The organism is Larkinella rosea, from assembly GCF_003858635.1.
In the GTDB taxonomy this organism is placed as follows: Bacteria; Bacteroidota; Bacteroidia; order Cytophagales; family Spirosomataceae; genus Larkinella; species Larkinella rosea.
In genome coordinates this window covers 18,448-35,564 of sequence record NZ_RQJO01000017.1, presented here as the reverse complement: position 1 = coordinate 35,564, position 17,117 = coordinate 18,448, and the positions used below count along the sequence as shown (strand labels likewise).

Below are 17,117 nucleotides of genomic sequence, written 5' to 3'. Positions count from 1 at the left end.
AATAGAGATTAGAAAGGTGCATATTTCTAAAAGCGGCTGCCAGGCGAAAATTACTGTATTCAAGTAGGATGCCGTAGGGTAATAGGCCCTTTTAAGCCTTATTATACACCTTCAAAACCGATTCCCGCAGCATTTTTCCGGCCCCGAACGTCACAAAATCGATCAGTTCGGCAATGTCTTCGGGTTTCACCCAGTTCGCCGGATCGGCATCGGGCATGGCTTTCCGGTTGACCGGCGTGTCGATCGTGCTTGGCACCAAAACCGTCGAAACGATATTTTTATCCTTTCCTTCGGCATTAATTAGTTCCGATAATTGAATCACCAGTGATTTGGAAAGGGCATACGCCACCATGTGTTTGCCCGCCGACGGCACCAAAGCAGGTCGGGCACCAACCAGAATAAAGCGGCCGCCGTCGGCCTGCTGGCTCATTTGTTCAAAAACCGGGCGGGCTACCTGATACGTCGTCTGAAAATTCAGCCGGAACAGTTTTTCGATACCCGCAAAATCGGTTTCGGCAATCGAACCCATTGCAAAACCGCCAACCAATAAAACTGCCGCGTCGATACCACCGTGTTCAGCAACCAGTTTTTGAACCAGCGCCTGACAACCGGCTTCGTCCGTCAGATCCAGTTCGTACGTCAACAGATTGGGTTGCGAATCGAGCGCGTGGCCGCCCGGTTCAAGTGTGGCAATGACGGTATGACCGTTTTTCAACAGATTTTGGGTAATCGAGCGGCCTAAGCCACCAGCTCCGCCGGTTAATAAAATAGTAGACATTTTCGGTTTCAAGCGTGTTTATGAATACGGAAAGAATAGTCCGGTTTTTAAAAAAGTTCGTCTGTGTATTGAATCGTAGCACCTACATCCGGAAACTCGCCATTCACAGCAGAAAAGCAGGCAAGGTTACCCATCAGTTTGCTTTGCCACTTAATTGGTACTCTTTGGGCGGGGTTGATTTGTTAAAGTGAGCATTAAACAGAAACTCCCGCTCGGATACTTCCCGGAGCCAAAATTTCATGTGCTCATTGGAATTGATAACGAAATAATACGTTTTGCCCGGGTCAAGATGAATGTAATAGGGTCGGTCTTCGATCATGATTCCCAGGCTATCTTCGTCCGTTTGTATAACCGCCCATTCATTGTTTAAAATTTTGATATCCTTATCCAGATTACGGGTGGTGCGTATTCGGGGAGTCCACATGTTGGAAGTTGCATTCAAAAAATGCATTCTGGTGGGTGTCTGACCGTAGGAGAAAGACACTAAACCCAGAAAAACGGCTAAAATTCCGGCTACATTTTTCATATCCGATTGAGTTCGTTACCATTTATAAATAGCATTACTTTTCCACAGTTATCACAATCGACTTCGAAATGGGCGTCAGACTTCCCTCCGCGACCTGATCGATGGGAATCAGCACATTGGTTTCCGGGAAATAAGCAGCCGCACACCCGCGCGGAATGTTGTAGGGAACGATCACAAACCGCTCGGCGGTGCGGATTTTCCCGTCGTAGCGACTTTGCAGATTCACCACCTGCTGCGGTTTCAGGCCCCGGTGCGCAATGTCATCCGCGTGCATAAACACCACCCGCCGTTCGTTGTGAATGCCCCGGTAGCGATCGTCGCGCCCATACACGGTCGTGTTGAACTGATCGTGGCTGCGAATAGTCATCAGCAGCAACTCATCGGGTTGAAGTTCGAGCTTTTCGGGAACATTGATGGAAAAATGGGCTTTGCCGTCTTTGGTCTCGAATTTTCGTTTGCGGGGGCCATTGGGCAAGTAAAAACCGCCCGGTTTCTGCACCCGTTCGTTGTAGTGATCAAAACCGGGAACGACTTTTTCGATCAGGTCGCGGATGTGATCGTAATTGCTGATCAATTTGTCCCAATCGACGTTGTTGTGCCTGGAATGGAAAACGGCTTTGGCTAGTTCGGCCACAATAGCCGGTTCACTTTTCAGGTGTTTCGAAACCGGTTCCAGCGTGCCGCGCGACTGCTGCACGACACCCGTGGTGGCTTCGGTAGTCACAAACTGATCACCCGCAGCCTGGCTATCTCGATCGGAACGGCCCAGACAGGGCAAAATCAAAGCGGTTTCGCCGTGAATCAAATGACTGCGGTTTAATTTGGTCGATACCTGAACGGTCAGTTTGCAGCGTTGCAGCGCTTCGGCGGTATAATTCGTATCGGAAACCGCCATCAGGAAATTCCCGCCCATCCCGAAAAAAAACTTCGCTTCACCCTTGTGCATGGACTGCACGGCTTCGACAACACTAAAACCGTGTTCGCGCGGGGGTTCGAAACCGAATACGGTTTTCAGTTTGTCCAGAAATTCGGGCTTCGGTCGCTCCCAAATACCCATCGTCCGGTCGCCCTGCACGTTGCTGTGTCCCCGAATCGGAGCTGCTCCCCCACCCTCGATGCCGATGCTGCCCTTCATCAACAAGACATTGATCACCTCGTTGATCGTCTGAACGGCGTTGCGGTGCTGCGTCAGCCCCATCGCCCAGCAAATGATAATTTTCCGGGTGTGTTTGAGAAGATCAACCGTCTGCTGCACTTCTTCCAGCGATAAACCGGTTTGGCCGACCAAATCACTGAGTTCATACTGTTCCAGACTAGTGATAAAATCCTCATAACCAACCGTATATCTTTCGATGAACGATTTATCGATCACCGCACCCGGCGTTTTCTTTTCTTCGTCTAGCAATAGTTTGCAAATGGCTTTCAGGAAAGCCAGGTCGGAATTGATGCGGATTTGCAGGTAAAGATCGGTCAGTTTTTGCCCGCCCAACACCATGTCGCGCACACTTTGCGGAAACTGGAACGCCAGCAAACCGGTTTCCACCAGCGGATTAACCGCGATAATCGTCGCGCCATTGCGCTTGGCCTGTTCCAGTGGCGTCAGCATGCGGGGCGCATTCGTACCCGGATTCTGACCCATGATCATGATGACGTCCGCTTTCTCAAAGTCTTCGTACACAATCGACGCCTTGCCTAAACCGAGGGTTTCGCCCAGTGCAACCGAGGTCGATTCGTGACACATGTTGGAACAATCCGGCAGGTTATTCGTACCGAATTGCCGAACAAACAACTGGTACAGAAAAGCCGCTTCGTTGCTGGTTCGGCCCGAGGTGTAGAAAACCGCTTCATCCGGCGAATCCAGCGCATTCAAATGCCCGGCAATCAATTGAAAAGCGTCTTCCCACGAAATGGGTTCGTAGTGTGTCCCGCCCTTCCGAATCACCAGTGGCTGGGTTAGACGGCCCTGCTGCCCCAGCCAGAAATCGTCTTTTTGCCGCAACTCCTCGACCGAATACCGCTGAAATAAAACCGGTGAGGCCGTGTGTTTGGTCATCACTTCGTCGGCAACGGCTTTGGCCCCGTTCTCGCAATACTCCGCAATGGACGAACGATGGTCGTCGGGATCGGGCCAGGCGCAACTCGGACAATCGTACCCGTTTTTCTGATTCAGGTGATAAAGTGCCTTCCAGCCCCGGATGAGGTCCGTATTCCGAAAGACATGCTGCAAAGAAACCGTCACGGCGGTCAGCCCTGCAGCGGTTTCTGTTGGTTTGGTAATTCTCAGGCCGGTTAAGGTGTCAGGAGCGAGTTTCATGGGTTCTAACTTCGGGCGGAAAAACGCCCCAAACGACAACTTTCTGTCATCGGGAATAGTTTTCAAAAACCGCCCCGGCGTTGCCGTGTGTAAGGTAGTAAAACTCCACTAATCTGACGCAATCCGACTCAATTCTCCCAACTACAGCCTTATTCCGGTTTTTGGCGGAGGGTTTTGATATCGGCAATCAGTTGCTCCATTTCCAGTTCGAGCGTGCCGTTGTAAATGCCGCGAATGCGTTTGTGTTGATCGACCAGCAAAAAATGCTCGGTATGCAGAAACTCCGTGCTGTCTTTGTTGAACCCTAACTCTTCCTCGGCAAAGTACGATTGCCGGGCTAACTGATAAATTTCCGATTTACGGCCCGTTAACAAATGCCAGTTCTTCGACTGAATTCCGTTGGTCAGGCTGTATTTTTTCAGCCGGGCCACGCTGTCGATCCAGGGCGTCACGCTGTACGAAAGCAACACCAGATGCGGGTCGTTCGGAAACGCCTTTTCGATCAATTTCAGGTGTTTGGTCATTCGCGGGCAGATAATTCCGCAGGAGGTAAAGAAAAAATCGGCGACGTGAATCTTGCCTTCGATGTCCTTCTGACTAACGGTTTTGCCGTGCTGATCCTTGAAGGAAAAATCCCCAATCGTGTGCGGAATTTTTCCGGCTACCTCGGTTTCCGATTCGATAAAAACCGGTGTAAAATCGGGGGTATTATAATACGGCAACCGCTGACCGGTTTCGTGCTGACAGCCTAGTAGAAAAACCGCAATCGCCAGCAGCTTACTTCCGAAAAACACTGTCGGCCACATTCCTGCAGTTTTTGGTGCCCAGTAAACCATAGCGCCGGTCGTCTTTGATGAGGTAGTTTGTTTTTATTTTTCCCGAAGAATACCAGACTTGCTGAACGCCTGATTCCTGCCCTTTTTCGTAATGCATATTCCGGAACGGTTTTCCGTTTGGAAACCACTCCCTGTAATTTCCCTCGAAGAGATCATCCCGAAAATGGTATTCAAACCGGCGTTTTCCGTTTTCGTACCAGCCCCGGTGAACGCCTTCTTTCCAGCCATTCACAAAAAACCGCTCTTCGCGCAGGCGGTTTCCGGGATAAAAAAATCGCGCGGTTCCGTCTTCTTTTCCGTCTACAAAAGAAACCCGAAAGGTTGTATCGCCGTGTCTGTCCGTTTCAAATAAAATCCCTGAAATGGGTTTATCACCACTGCAGGTAATTCCTCCTTTGACCTGAATCCGGATTTTACTGGCATCCACAAAGGAGACGGATTCGGGCGACGACTGGCAGGACATCCAGATTCCTGCCAGTAACCCGAGCAGTTTACTTCGACCAGGTACCCGCCGTGCCATAATAACCATTCCCATTGATGTACGGAGCGTCGGCGGTGGTGTGATAATGGTAAATGCCGTTGGGATAATCCGCCGTTGCGCTGGTATGACCGTGATAGGCATCGAGGTCGCTGCTCGTCAGCGTTTTACCGTTTTCGACCGGGCCGTAGAGGGGAAAACCGTCGAGCAAAAAACCGATCAGCGAACTGCTGCCTTTACTGGCCGTCAGGTAGCTGGGTTCAATGTGGTAGTGGTATTCGCTGAAAGGCGTCGGATGCCCGCCGTACAAATCAAACGAAACGTATTCACCCGCGCCCGGCGTCAGCAACTGATTTTCCATCTGGTATTGATTGAAAAGCGGTACACCATTGATTGCCACACCGATGGTGGCAGCTCCCAGCGCTTTATGCGTCGACGCTACCGTCGGATTTTTTGGTAGTTTAAACACGTAGCTGAACGACAGAATGGTATTGCTGTTCATTTTAAAACCGGAACGCGTATCATTCACATAAAGTGCTGATTCCCATTGCGTTCCTTTATAATACGGCGTTTTATGATCCGGCAAACCGGTTGATTTCACGACGATGTAATTGCCTTCGACGTAAATCTGCGAAGCGCCGTAAATCTTTTTATAAACGTCGGGAACGTCGGTTCCGACGGATGTACCGGTGTCGGGCGTTGTTGTGTCATCGTCCTTGTCGCAGGCCGAAAAAGCGAAACCAATTGCCAGAACGAGGGCATAAAACAGTCGGGGTGTCTTTCGTAAAGTCATTACGCTCAGGTGTTAACGGTGGAATTCTGACAACAGCAGGAATAAATCCATGTCAGAACATACACTTGAGACGAAGAAGGTTACTAAAAGTAATGAAGGCACTTGATTTTTCATCCGGAAAAACCGGATGGCGCCGTCTCAAACGTGTACTGATTATACCGGTTATCGCGGACAAAACCGAGGAGCGTTATTCCGGCTTCCTTCGCCAGTTCGACGGCCAGGCTTGAGGGAGCGCCAACGGCCGCCAGCAGCGGAATGCCCGCCATCCAGGATTTCTGCACCAGTTCGAACGCAACGCGTCCACTTAGCAGCACCCCAAACCGGCTCAGTGGCAACCAGCCCTGCCAGAAAGCCGCCCCGATCAGTTTGTCCAGCGCATTATGCCGCCCGATGTCTTCCCGAACCAGGACCAGCCGACCGGTTTCGTCGAACAGAGCCGCTGCGTGCAAACCGCCCGTATACGCAAATGTCCGCTGGGTTTCCCGAAGTTGTTCCGGTAAACCATGAATGATTTCCGGGTCTACGTGAAAACCGGTACGAATCGGTGTTTGGCAAACCGTCTGAACGGCTTCGATGGAGGCTTTTCCGCAAATTCCGCAACTGGATGCCGTATAGCTGTGCCGTTCGAGCCGCTGCCAATCGATCTCGACGTTCGGTTGCAGTTCAACACGGAGCACATTGCCTTTTTTTTCAGCGTTGGAAACACAATGCCGGACCGAAATGAGCTGGGACGGATTTTCGATAATATTTTCGGTAAACAGGAAACCAAGTGCCAGTTCTTCGTCATGTCCCGGCGTCCGCATGGTTACCGCAACGCTCCGCTGCTGCCGGTCGTCGGGAGGACCAAATCCCAGCCGGATCTCCAGCGGCTCTTCCACCGCCAGTAAATCGGTGTGCTCCTGAGGGTCATTAGATTGACTGATTTTCTGAATGGTGACGGGGGCGATGGGCAACATACGGTTTTTATACTTTTTATTTAAAAAACACAATTAACAAAAAAGAGTTTAAATGCGCTGAAAATGGTATTTATGCTCCTGAAATTGCCGGATTGACAGACACAAAATTCATTTTTCACACAGAAAATAGGACAGTACATGAAAGTAAGCCTGTCAGAAGCGTTTATCTTTGGGTATAATTTGGTGAAATCACCGCTTTATGGATTAATTAGGCCCTGAAGTTTCAATCGCGTCGGCGTTCCGACATCAATTCGATATGCTCAGTACGAACAAAACACGGCAGGCGAACGAGTTTCGTCATGTAAGCTATTTGTGGGACGAAGCCAAAGCTGCTCAACTGGCTGGTGATGAAGTTGCCCTCCTTATTTATCGTTCTAATCTTTTAGGTGCCGACCTGCGGCTGACCAACTACGGCGGAGGCAACACTTCCTGCAAAACGATGGCCAAAGATCCGCTGACGGGCAAAGAAACCGAAGTGATGTGGATCAAAGGCTCCGGCGGAGACATCGGTACGCTCAAAAAAAGTGGGTTGGCGGCTTTGTACGTGGATCGGTTGCGGAGCCTGAAAAACATTTATCGCGGTATCGAATTTGAAGATGAAATGGTGGAATTGTTCAACCATTGCATTTTTGATTTAGCGTCAAAAGCGCCCTCAATTGACACCCCCCTGCACGGTTTTCTGCCTTTTGCCCACATCGACCACCTGCACCCCGACGCGGCCATTGCCATTGCGGCTGCCAAAGATGGTAAAAAAATTACGGAGGAGTTGTTCGGCGGCACCATCGGCTGGGTGGAATGGCAGCGTCCCGGTTTCGATCTGGGCCTGAAAATGGACGAATGTTTGCAGCAAAATCCGGGCATTCGGGGCATTATGCTGGGTTCGCATGGGTTGTTCACCTGGGGCGATACGGCCTACGAAAGCTACGTCAATACGCTGGAAGTCATTGAGAAATGCGCGGAATACCTAGAAGAAAATTACGGTAAAAACCGCCCGGTTTTTGGGGGTACCAAACTGGAAAGTCTCGAAAAAGACGCCCGTCTGAATCAGGCCGCTACGCTGGCGCCCATTTTACGCGGTTTCTGCTCAAATAATACGTCGATGGTCGGGCACTTCACGGACGACGCACGCGTGCTCGAATTCATCAATTCCAACGACCTCGACCGGCTGGCTCCACTCGGAACCTCTTGCCCCGACCACTTTTTGCGTACCAAAATCAGTCCGCTGGTACTCGATCTGAAACCCGACGAAGATGTGACCGATACGGCGGCCATTCAGGAAAAACTCGCCCCGGCTTACGAAGCCTACCGGGCGATGTATGCCGAGTATTACGAAACCTGTAAACACCCGAACAGCCCCGCCATCCGGGATAAAAATCCGGTGATCATTCTGTGGCCGGGGGTGGGTATGTTTGCCTTCGCCAAAGACAAGCAAACCGCCCGCGTTGCGGCTGAGTTTTACACCAACGCCATTAACGTGATGAAGGGGGCCGAAGCCATATCGGAATATACCTCACTGCCGCGTCAGGAAGCGTTTGATATTGAATATTGGCTCCTGGAAGAAGCCAAATTGCAGCGGATGCCGAAACCCAAACCGTTGTCGGGCAAAATTGCGCTCATCACCGGAAGCGCCGGTGGTATCGGAAAAGCCATCGCCAAGCGGTTTGTGGCCGAAGGTGCGGTGGTGGTGATCAACGACAACGATCCGGATCGGTTGAAAGGTGCCGACGACGAATTCCGCCAGCAATACGGCCGGGATACGCACACCTCCGCGACGCTTGATGTAACCAGCGCTGAAACCATCAGCAAAGCATTCGATGCCGCAGCACTGGCATTTGGCGGTGTCGATATCGTGGTCAACTGCGCCGGTTTGTCGATCTCGAAACCGATTGAAGACCATACGGAAAAAGACTGGGATCTGCTGTATGACGTGCTCGTCAAAGGCCAGTTCCTGGTGACGCAAAAGGGCGTTGAAATCATGCGGAAACAGAAACTGGGTGGTGACGTCATCAACATTGCCAGTAAGAACGGTCTGGTTTCCGGTCCGAACAATGCCGGTTATGGTTCGGCCAAAGCCGCGCAATTGCACCTGAGCCGCCTGAATGCCGCCGAATTGGGCAAAGATCACATTCGGGTCAATGTCGTGAATCCGGATGCGGTTATTTCCGACAGTAAAATCTGGGCCGGTGCCTGGGCCGAAGGCCGCGCCAAAGCCTACGGGGTGACGGTGGCCGAACTGCCCGCTTACTATGCCAAACGGACGTTACTGAACGAAATCATCCTGCCGGACGACATTGCCAACGCCTGTTTCGCCTTCGTCGGCGGGCTGCTGAGCAAATCCACTGGCAACGTCCTGAACGTCGATGGTGGCGTTGCAATGGCATTTGTGAGATAAAAGTCAAATGTTTCGCAGAGTTAAGCGGAGTAAATCCGAGTTACGCAGAGGTTTATTTTTTCTCTGCTAAACTCCTTTTACTCCGCTTATCTCCGCGAAATAACCCCTTTAAACCCCTAGCCCTTCATGAAACTCGAAGCGTATAAAATAGCCGAATATAACCAGAAGGCACTGGAAGCGCACCAGCGGAAGCTGTCGTACTGGACGGAGGAAGTTGCCAATGCGGAAGAGATCATCAAAAAACTGATCGATTTCCAGATTGCCATTCCGAGTTGGGCGCTGGGAACCGGCGGAACCCGCTTTGGCCGGTTTCCGGGCGGTGGCGAACCGCGCTCGCTGGAGGAAAAAATTGAAGATGTCGGCTTACTGCATGCCCTGAACCAATCCAGTGGAGCGATTTCGCTGCACATTCCCTGGGATATTCCGAAGGACGGCGAAGCCATCAAAAGCCTGGCCGCCAGTTTTGGGTTACGGTTCGATGCCATGAATTCCAATACGTTTCAGGATCAGCCCGATCAGGAACATAGTTATAAATTTGGCTCGCTCCAGCACGTCGACCGGGCGGTTCGGCAACAGGCGATCGACCATAACATTGAGGTCATCAAACACGGCGTTGCCTTGGGTTCCGAATCACTAACGGTCTGGTTGTCCGACGGTTCCTGTTTTCCGGGACAGCTCAATTTCCGGAAAGCGTTTGAGCGGACGTACGAAAGTTTGCAGGAAATCTACACGGCATTGCCCGATAACTGGAAAGTCTTTGTCGAGTACAAAGCCTTTGAACCCAATTTCTATTCGATGACCGTCGGCGACTGGGGTGCCTCCTTGCTGTACGCCAATAAACTGGGTCCGAAAGCCTACACGCTCGTCGATTTGGGGCATCATTTGCCAAATGCCAACATCGAACAAATCGTTGCGTTGCTGCTGATGGAAGGCAAACTGGGCGGTTTTCACTTCAACGACTCCAAATACGGCGACGACGATCTGACGGTTGGCAGCATTCGGCCTTATCAGTTATTTCTGATTTTCAATGAATTGATTGAAGGCATGGACGCCAAAGGCATGGATCACGCGACCGATCTGGGTTGGATGATCGATGCCAGCCACAACGTCAAGGATCCACTGGAAGATTTGTTGCAGTCTGTCGAAGCCATTCAACTGGCGTACGCGCAAGCCTTATTGGTCGATCGCGTGGCACTGGAAGAAGCCCGCGAAGCCAATGATGTGGTGCGGGCGCAGGAAATTTTGCAGGAAGCTTACCGCACCGACGTCCGCGCCCTGGTGGCCGAAGCGCGTCGGCGGGCGGGCGGTGCCTTGCAACCCCTGACTTTATTCCGCCAACTGAACATCCGCCAGCAACTCATCGGCGAACGTGGCCTAAAAACCATCGCCACAGGACTTTAAATTTAATTTTGAATGAGTGAATGATAGAATGAGTGAATAGCTTCGTCCACTACATACTTCCTTCGAAGCTATTCACTCATTCTATCATTCACTCACCGCGCGGGCGGCCCCGTCACTCATTCAAAAAATGAAAACGCCAGTTATTGCCATTTTCGACGTCGGGAAGACGAATAAGAAGCTGTTTCTGTTCAACGAGCGGTATGAAATCGTGTGGGAACGATCGGAGCCGTTTGAGGAAATTGTAGACGATGATGGTGATCCCTGCGAAGATTTGACCCGGCTGACGGCCTGGGTTCAGACCCTGTTGCGGGAGGTTCTGGCGTTGCCCGAGTTTGAAATCAAAGCCCTGAATTTCTCAACTTACGGCGCCAGTTTTGTTCACCTCGACGAAGAAAGCCGGCCGATCGGTTATTTGTATAATTACCTGAAACCGTACCCCGCAGAAATCCGGCAGAAATTCTACCAGACTTACGGCGATGAGACGACCCTGGCGATGCAAACCGCTTCTCCGGCGCTCGACAGCCTGAATTCGGGACTCATGTTATACCGCATCAAGTATGACAAACCGAAGTTATTCCGTCGCATCTGGTATTCGCTGCACTTACCGCAATACCTGAGCTACCTGTTTACCGGCCAGGTCCTGACGGATGTTACCAGCATTGGCTGCCACACGATGTTGTGGGATTTTACCAAGAAACAGTACCACGACTGGGTTATTGCTGAAAAACTGGACAAACTGTTTGGTCCCATTTTCACCTCCGATAGCGTTCTCAATGCCATCTGGCTGAATCATCCGCTCAAAGTGGGCGTCGGCCTGCACGACAGTTCGGCGGCTTTGATCCCGTATCTGGCGTCGTTTCAGGAACCATTCGTGTTGATTTCGACCGGCACCTGGTCGATCAGCCTGAACCCGTTCAATACCATTCCGCTGACGGCGGAAGAATTGCAATACGATTGCCTGTGTTACCTGCATTATCAGGGACAACCCATCAAGGCGTCGCGGCTTTTTGCCGGGTACGAACACGAACAGCAGACCAAACGCATTGCCGCGCATTTTGAAACCGCCGTCGATTTCTACAAACAGGTGGATTTTGACGCGGATACCATCCAGTATTTGCGGGATTCACGTCCGAATTCTGACAATCAATTCAAAGATGTAAAAGCGCCCCCGCTCCAGGAATCACTCTTCAAATACCGCGATCTGTCGGCTTTCCGGACCTACGAAGAAGCCTACCACCAGTTGATTCTGGACATTGTATCGCAGCAATTGATTTCGACCAATCTGGTGCTCGAAAACTCTCCGGTGAAGCGGATTTTTGTGGACGGTGGTTTTAGCAAAAACCCGATCTACATGAATTTGCTGGCATCCGCGTTTCCGCAAACGGAAGTTTTTGCCGCTTCGATGGCGCAGGCCACTGCACTCGGCTCGGCACTGGCAATTCACCACCACTGGAACACCAAACCGCTGCCGGGCGATACCATCGAACTGAAGCATTACGCGGCCACCGGCCGTTATGCGGTTTAGTACCCACGGACTTTAGTCCGTGAGACTTCGTTACTAGCAAGCGACTTAATTATCCAGCATCTCACGGACTAAAGTCCGTGGGTACATATAGTTTGGAAACCTTAAAAGCCTTCCTCAACGGTCTTACGCCCATTCGTTCAGAGACCTGGCAGCAACTGGAACTTCTTTTTTCGGAAGTTCAGCTACCCAAAGGGCGGTTTTTTCTGGAAGACGGGCGGAAAGCGACCCAGATTGGCTTTCTGACAGACGGCGTCATGCGGGCTTTTTACCGAAACCGGGAGGGCGTTGAATACAACAAACATTTTTTTGTACCCGGGTCTTTTATAGGTGGTTACGCATCCCTGATTACCGGAAAACCCAATCAAATCTGGCAGCAGTCGCTCACCGATTGCCGATTGCTGGTAACCGATTTTGCTTCTTTTTCAGCCCTATACGATACCGCCCCCGATCTCGAACGGGCGGCTCGATTGCTGGCGGAGCGGTTTTTCGTACAAAAAGAAGAACGGGAGATCGAACTGGTTTTGTCCGACGCCCAGACCCGTTATGAACTCTTTCAGCAACAGTTTCCCGGTCTGGAACAACGCATTCCGCAATACCACATTGCTTCTTATTTGGGCGTCACCCCGACGCAGTTAAGCCGCATTCGGCGAAAAATGGCCCGTCGCTGATTTCTTTACCTATGTAAATTTTCTTCCGTTTCGCGTCCCCTAGTTTTGCCCTGACGAATACCTGTTCTCGTCCAAAACAGACCATGACAAGCGAAACCGAATACACCATCCTGCTCTTGCTGAACGCGAAGCCCCAATGGCTTTCGCTCAGCCGCAACGAACGAAACACCTATTTTGAAAAAACGGTACGGCCTGTTTTTCAGGAAGTCAGCCAAACGGTCGAGGTTCGATTGTTTGACAGCGAATATTTTCATGCCCGGGTTTCTGATTTTTTAATTGTCCGAACGCGTAATCTGAAGGATTACCAATGGCTCATCGAGCGGTTGCGGGACACCAAAATCTACAGTGGCCCGTATTTCGAGCTGGTCGATCTCATTATGGGGCAGGAAAACGGTTTCCGGGAATTTGACGAACGTTTAAAAACCGCTCCCCATGAAAGTCACTAACCATACGATCCTGTTGACAGGCGGCACCTCGGGCATTGGTTATGAACTGGTTAAGCGGTTTTACAACTTCGGCAACCGGCTGCTTGTCGTCGCCAGCGATCCGGCCAGGTTGCATCAGCTCCAGATACAGTTTCCCGAAATCATCACTCTTCCCTGCAATCTGGCCGATCCAGCCCAGGTTGATGCGCTGATCCAGCGCTGTCGGGCTGAACATCAGGACATTACCATTCTGATCAACAACGCGGGCGTGCAATACAATTACGACTGGACCACCGAACCGGATGGCTCCCGAAAAATTACAAATGAAATCACTGTCAATCTGACCAGCCCGCTGCACCTGATTTATGGGCTGTTGCCGCTTCTGTTGAAACAACCCGAAGCCGCCATTGTGAATGTGTCGTCGGGTTTGGCGTATGCACCCAAAAAATCGGCACCGGTTTACGGCGGAACAAAAGCAGCCATTCACTCCGTGACGAAAGCACTGCGGTATCAGCTTGAACCGACGTCGGTTAAGGTCTTCGAGATCATTCCGGCCTTGGTCGAAACGCCCATGACGGCCGGCCGGGGAACCGGAAAGATGTCTCCCGAACAACTTGTCGATGAATTCATGCCCCATTTTCGGAATGATCGGCTGGAGATTCCCATTGGCAAGACAAAACTCCTGCGGCTTCTCCAGCGGTTTTCACCCGCCCTTGCCGACCGAATCATGAAGAATAACTAACGTATCCACGGACTAAACGGGGGCGCGCGCCGGTCCGAGGGTACGGTTTACCGTTCATCCCGACAAGAAACCGTATCCTCAAAAAATACAAAACTTTTTTTGATAAAATTTGGTTGATATATCAACTGATTATAAGTTTGCAGCCATGATCTCCAACGAAGAAACAACGATCAAAGAACGAATAGTAGCCATGATGGGTAATCTTGTCCTATTTAATGTCAACCAGGTTTCCCATTTATTTGCCAAGAAAGCAAACCGGGATCTGGCCAAAGCCGGGTCATCGCTCCAGTTAGAACAGCTTCCGGTGCTTTTTGTCGTCAACTGTTCACCGGATGGATTACTCTCGCAACAGGATATCGCCAACATATTGCAGAAGGATAAATCGGGCATTCAACGTTCAATTCGCACATTGGAACGGGACGGATATCTTCGGATTACACCCGATAGTATCGACCGGCGCAAGAATCTGATTCAGCTAACTCCTGCCGGGAAAATGATTATCGAAAAAATTGTCAATACCGCGAAACGACTGGATGACGAGGTGACCAGCCAGCTGACGCCCGTAGAAGTAGAAACGCTGGTTCGGTTACTGCGGAAAGTAATGACACTGATTGAAGTTTGATTTTCTTTTGAATAAATAGTTGATATGTCTACTGTTGATATGTCCACAATAAAAGTTTTTCTCAGTATAATACAATTATGAAAAAGTTAGCTGCTCTTATTTTAATGCTTTCAACAACCGCTTCGCTGCCCGGTTGGGCACAAACGAACTGGACCTTGAAAAGTGCCATCGACTACGGCCTCCAGCATTTCGGCACCGTTCGGATTGCACAGTACCAAACCGAAACCGCCAACCAGCAAGCCCGTCAGGCCCTCGGCCTGTATTTGCCGCAGGTTAGCGGAACGGGAAACTTCACCGATAACCTGAAACTGCAATCGACTTTATTGCCCGCCGGTCTAGGAGGCAGTACCGAACCCACCCGGATTACGCTGGGTTCAAAATATCAGACCAACGTCAACGCGCAGGTGACCCAGCCGATTTATGACAAATCGTTGTTGCTGGGCCTGAAAGCCGCCAAACCGAACCAGCAACTCGCCGAACTGAACACCCGCCAGACCCGCGAGGAAATCATTTATAACATCACGAGCAATTATTACCAGGTGTTTATCGCCCAGCAGCAGATTGCGTTACTGAAAGATAATATTGAACGGACGCAGCAGGTACTGGATGTTCTGAAACTGCAACGGGACAACGGCGTCATTCAGCCGGTTGATTACACCCGGACGGAAGTGAATCAGAACAACTCAAAGTCGCAGTTGTCGCTGGCCGAAAACGATCTGAATCTGGCACTGAACCGCCTGAAGTTCCAGATGGGTTTGCCGCAGGAACAGGCGCTGGTGCTTACCGATTCACTGATTATGAAGCAGGTACCGACCTTGGAGCCGTCGCAGTTCGAAGCTAAAAACCTGGTTTCTTTCCAGCAGGCCGAAACCAATCTGTCGCTGCAACGGCTGCAGCTGCAGCGCACCAAAGCCGGGTATCTGCCAACGCTGAATTTTTCGGCCAACTACGGCTCGCTGGTGCTGGCGAATGATTTCAGTAATTCGTTCAGCAACTTCATGGGCTTTGGAAGCATCGGGTTGCGGCTGAATGTTCCGATTTTCGACGGTTTTCAGCGCGACGCCCAGATTCAGCAGGCCAAACTGACCGTGTTGACGCAGGAAGAACAGCAACGGTTGAACACGGCGTCGTACCGGCTCCAGTTCAATAATGCTCAATCGCAGATTCAGCGGGCGCAGGCCAACGTGCAGAACGACGACCGGAACGTGAAACTGGCGCAGGAGGTTTACAACGTCACCACCCTGCAATACAAACAGGGCACCAAAACGCTGACGGATCTGATCAACGCCGACAATTCGTACCAACAGTCGCAGTCGAACTACATCAATTCACTCATCAATTTTTATCAGGCCCGGCTCGATCTCGAAAAATCGCAGGGCACGTTGCTCAGCTTTTATAACCAACTTCAATAAATGAGTTCATGGTTTCGTGCTATGGGTTACCAACATGAACACGAAACCGGTCAACAACAGCAAGTTATACAACCGAATACCATGAAAAAGACAACCCTCATCGTTGTAGTAGCCATTTTAGCCGTTTCGTCACTCATCGGCTTCCGGCTGGCTTCCAACAAGAAGAAAATCGACGAAAAAAACCAGTTGCCGACCAACACCAGCACGGCCATTCCGGTGACGGTGACGGAAGTGGCCGAAGGGACCGTTAGCCAGCAGTTGATCAAAACCGGTAACCTGATTCCGTTCAAGGAAGCGGATATTACGGCCACGACTGCCGGAAAAGTGACGAAAGTGAATTTTGAGCTGGGGTCTTCGATCCGTCAGGGTGCTTCGCTGGTGGAACTGGACAACAAACTGAAAGAACTGTCGCTGGAAGCCACCCGGCTGAACATCGAGAAACTGAAAAAGGACGTGACGCGCTACACAACCTTGCTGGCCGGAAATGCGACCACTGAAATCCAGTTGAACGAGACGAAATACAACTACGAAAACGCCATCAATCAGGCCGAACAGATTCAGAAGCAAATTGCGGATGCAAACGTGAAAGCGCCGATCAGCGGGCGGATTGTGAAGAAGAACATCGAACCGGGTGAGTACATCACGGTCGGGACGGTTTTGGGAACGGTTCTGGATGTGGCTCGTCTGAAAGTGCAGGTGCCAGTCAATGAAAGTGATGTATACGGTTTGCGCGAAGGCCAGACGGTTCGGGTTTCGGCGGATGTATTTCCCGGAAAAACCTTCAACGGCCGCATTTCGTACATCGCCCCGCAAGGCACCGACGAACACAATTATCCGGTCGAAATTACGATCGACAACGCCGGTGGCTTAAAAGCCGGAACATTTGTAAACGTCGATTTCTCGCAGAAATCCAACCAGAAAGCGTTACAGATTCCGCGTATGGCGCTCGTTGAAAGCATCAAAAACCCGTACGTCTACATCGTGAATGGCAATGCGGTGAAGAAACGCGTCATTAAAGTGGGTCGGGAGTTTGGCGATTCGATTGAGGTTCTGGACGGTTTATCGGCTGGTGATCAGGTTGTTACAACAGGCCAGCTTAATTTGAGCGACGGCAAACCCGTAGAAATTACGAAATAACCGCACGTACCCACGGATCGCACGGGCGACCCCGTTCAGTCCGTGAGATTCTTAAATTTCCAGAACATCACTCTTGATCAGGATTTCACGGACTAAACGGGAGCGCCCGCCG

At 51.0% G+C, this 17,117-nt stretch carries 16 protein-coding genes; 9 read left to right on the top strand and 7 right to left on the bottom strand.

Going from position 1 to position 17,117, the window contains the following annotated elements:
• Positions 1-91: 91 nt before the first annotated feature.
• The 7 genes from EHT25_RS31450 to fdhD all read right to left on the bottom strand — a co-directional run bounded on the left by EHT25_RS31450 (position 92) and on the right by fdhD (position 6,681).
• Positions 92-778: an SDR family NAD(P)-dependent oxidoreductase gene (locus EHT25_RS31450; protein WP_124879432.1), complete on the bottom strand. Its 687-nt coding sequence runs from the start codon at positions 776-778 to the stop codon at positions 92-94.
• Positions 779-911: 133 nt separating this feature from the next.
• A complete protein-coding gene (locus tag EHT25_RS31445) occupies positions 912-1,304 on the bottom strand; it encodes a hypothetical protein (protein ID WP_124879431.1) in 393 nt (130 codons plus the stop codon).
• A 34-nt stretch (positions 1,305-1,338) separates the two neighbouring features.
• Entirely contained in the window at positions 1,339-3,618 is a 2,280-nt protein-coding gene (locus EHT25_RS31440) for an FdhF/YdeP family oxidoreductase (protein ID WP_124879430.1), read from the bottom strand.
• 149 nt (positions 3,619-3,767) lie between these two features.
• Positions 3,768-4,424, bottom strand: coding sequence for an SCO family protein (locus tag EHT25_RS31435; protein WP_229311866.1), 657 nt, complete (start codon positions 4,422-4,424; stop codon positions 3,768-3,770).
• Positions 4,396-4,974 (bottom strand): toxin-antitoxin system YwqK family antitoxin, encoded by a 579-nt coding sequence (locus EHT25_RS31430; RefSeq protein WP_185731556.1) that lies wholly within the window; start codon positions 4,972-4,974, stop codon positions 4,396-4,398. The genes EHT25_RS31435 and EHT25_RS31430 overlap by 29 nt, the downstream gene beginning before the upstream one ends.
• The gene (locus tag EHT25_RS31425) at positions 4,946-5,725 is read right to left on the bottom strand and encodes a YHYH protein (RefSeq protein ID WP_124879427.1); all 780 of its coding nucleotides are present in this window, start codon (positions 5,723-5,725) and stop codon (positions 4,946-4,948) included. Before EHT25_RS31425 ends, EHT25_RS31430 begins: the two co-directional genes overlap by 29 nt.
• Before the next feature lie 110 nt (positions 5,726-5,835).
• Positions 5,836-6,681 carry a formate dehydrogenase accessory sulfurtransferase FdhD gene (fdhD, locus tag EHT25_RS31420; RefSeq protein WP_124879426.1) on the bottom strand — a complete coding sequence of 282 codons (846 nt, stop codon included), beginning with the start codon at positions 6,679-6,681 and terminating at the stop codon, positions 5,836-5,838.
• Between the two features lie 256 nt (positions 6,682-6,937).
• Between fdhD and EHT25_RS31415 the strand changes: the two genes are divergently transcribed.
• From EHT25_RS31415 to EHT25_RS31375, 9 genes are all read left to right on the top strand, one after another.
• Entirely contained in the window at positions 6,938-9,073 is a 2,136-nt protein-coding gene (locus EHT25_RS31415) for a bifunctional aldolase/short-chain dehydrogenase (RefSeq protein WP_124879425.1), read from the top strand.
• 126 nt (positions 9,074-9,199) lie between these two features.
• Positions 9,200-10,474 (top strand): sugar isomerase, encoded by a 1,275-nt coding sequence (locus EHT25_RS31410; protein ID WP_124879424.1) that lies wholly within the window; start codon positions 9,200-9,202, stop codon positions 10,472-10,474.
• A gap of 127 nt (positions 10,475-10,601) precedes the next feature.
• Positions 10,602-11,999, top strand: coding sequence for an FGGY-family carbohydrate kinase (locus EHT25_RS31405; protein WP_124879423.1), 1,398 nt, complete (start codon positions 10,602-10,604; stop codon positions 11,997-11,999).
• A 92-nt stretch (positions 12,000-12,091) separates the two neighbouring features.
• Positions 12,092-12,667, top strand: coding sequence for a Crp/Fnr family transcriptional regulator (locus EHT25_RS31400; protein ID WP_124879422.1), 576 nt, complete (start codon positions 12,092-12,094; stop codon positions 12,665-12,667).
• An 83-nt stretch (positions 12,668-12,750) separates the two neighbouring features.
• Entirely contained in the window at positions 12,751-13,113 is a 363-nt protein-coding gene (locus tag EHT25_RS31395) for a darcynin family protein (protein ID WP_124879421.1), read from the top strand.
• Positions 13,100-13,834 (top strand): SDR family oxidoreductase, encoded by a 735-nt coding sequence (locus tag EHT25_RS31390; protein WP_124879420.1) that lies wholly within the window; start codon positions 13,100-13,102, stop codon positions 13,832-13,834. Before EHT25_RS31395 ends, EHT25_RS31390 begins: the two co-directional genes overlap by 14 nt.
• 145 nt (positions 13,835-13,979) lie before the next feature.
• A complete protein-coding gene (locus tag EHT25_RS31385) occupies positions 13,980-14,456 on the top strand; it encodes a MarR family winged helix-turn-helix transcriptional regulator (protein WP_124879419.1) in 477 nt (158 codons plus the stop codon).
• A 77-nt stretch (positions 14,457-14,533) separates the two neighbouring features.
• Positions 14,534-15,868, top strand: coding sequence for a TolC family protein (locus EHT25_RS31380; RefSeq protein WP_124879418.1), 1,335 nt, complete (start codon positions 14,534-14,536; stop codon positions 15,866-15,868).
• A gap of 81 nt (positions 15,869-15,949) precedes the next feature.
• Positions 15,950-17,005, top strand: a complete 1,056-nt coding sequence (locus EHT25_RS31375; protein WP_124879417.1) for an efflux RND transporter periplasmic adaptor subunit — start codon at positions 15,950-15,952, stop codon at positions 17,003-17,005.
• Positions 17,006-17,117: the final 112 nt, after the last annotated feature.

Coding starts and splice junctions, on each gene's coding strand:
- EHT25_RS31450 (WP_124879432.1), bottom strand. CDS start 778: ATGTCTACTATTTTATTAACCGGCGGAGCTGGTGGCTTAGGCCGCTCG.
- EHT25_RS31445 (WP_124879431.1), bottom strand. CDS start 1,304: ATGAAAAATGTAGCCGGAATTTTAGCCGTTTTTCTGGGTTTAGTGTCT.
- EHT25_RS31440 (WP_124879430.1), bottom strand. CDS start 3,618: ATGAAACTCGCTCCTGACACCTTAACCGGCCTGAGAATTACCAAACCA.
- EHT25_RS31435 (WP_229311866.1), bottom strand. CDS start 4,424: ATGTGGCCGACAGTGTTTTTCGGAAGTAAGCTGCTGGCGATTGCGGTT.
- EHT25_RS31430 (WP_185731556.1), bottom strand. CDS start 4,974: ATGGCACGGCGGGTACCTGGTCGAAGTAAACTGCTCGGGTTACTGGCA.
- EHT25_RS31425 (WP_124879427.1), bottom strand. CDS start 5,725: ATGACTTTACGAAAGACACCCCGACTGTTTTATGCCCTCGTTCTGGCA.
- fdhD (WP_124879426.1), bottom strand. CDS start 6,681: ATGTTGCCCATCGCCCCCGTCACCATTCAGAAAATCAGTCAATCTAAT.
- EHT25_RS31415 (WP_124879425.1), top strand. CDS start 6,938: ATGCTCAGTACGAACAAAACACGGCAGGCGAACGAGTTTCGTCATGTA.
- EHT25_RS31410 (WP_124879424.1), top strand. CDS start 9,200: ATGAAACTCGAAGCGTATAAAATAGCCGAATATAACCAGAAGGCACTG.
- EHT25_RS31405 (WP_124879423.1), top strand. CDS start 10,602: ATGAAAACGCCAGTTATTGCCATTTTCGACGTCGGGAAGACGAATAAG.
- EHT25_RS31395 (WP_124879421.1), top strand. CDS start 12,751: ATGACAAGCGAAACCGAATACACCATCCTGCTCTTGCTGAACGCGAAG.
- EHT25_RS31390 (WP_124879420.1), top strand. CDS start 13,100: ATGAAAGTCACTAACCATACGATCCTGTTGACAGGCGGCACCTCGGGC.
- EHT25_RS31385 (WP_124879419.1), top strand. CDS start 13,980: ATGATCTCCAACGAAGAAACAACGATCAAAGAACGAATAGTAGCCATG.
- EHT25_RS31380 (WP_124879418.1), top strand. CDS start 14,534: ATGAAAAAGTTAGCTGCTCTTATTTTAATGCTTTCAACAACCGCTTCG.
- EHT25_RS31375 (WP_124879417.1), top strand. CDS start 15,950: ATGAAAAAGACAACCCTCATCGTTGTAGTAGCCATTTTAGCCGTTTCG.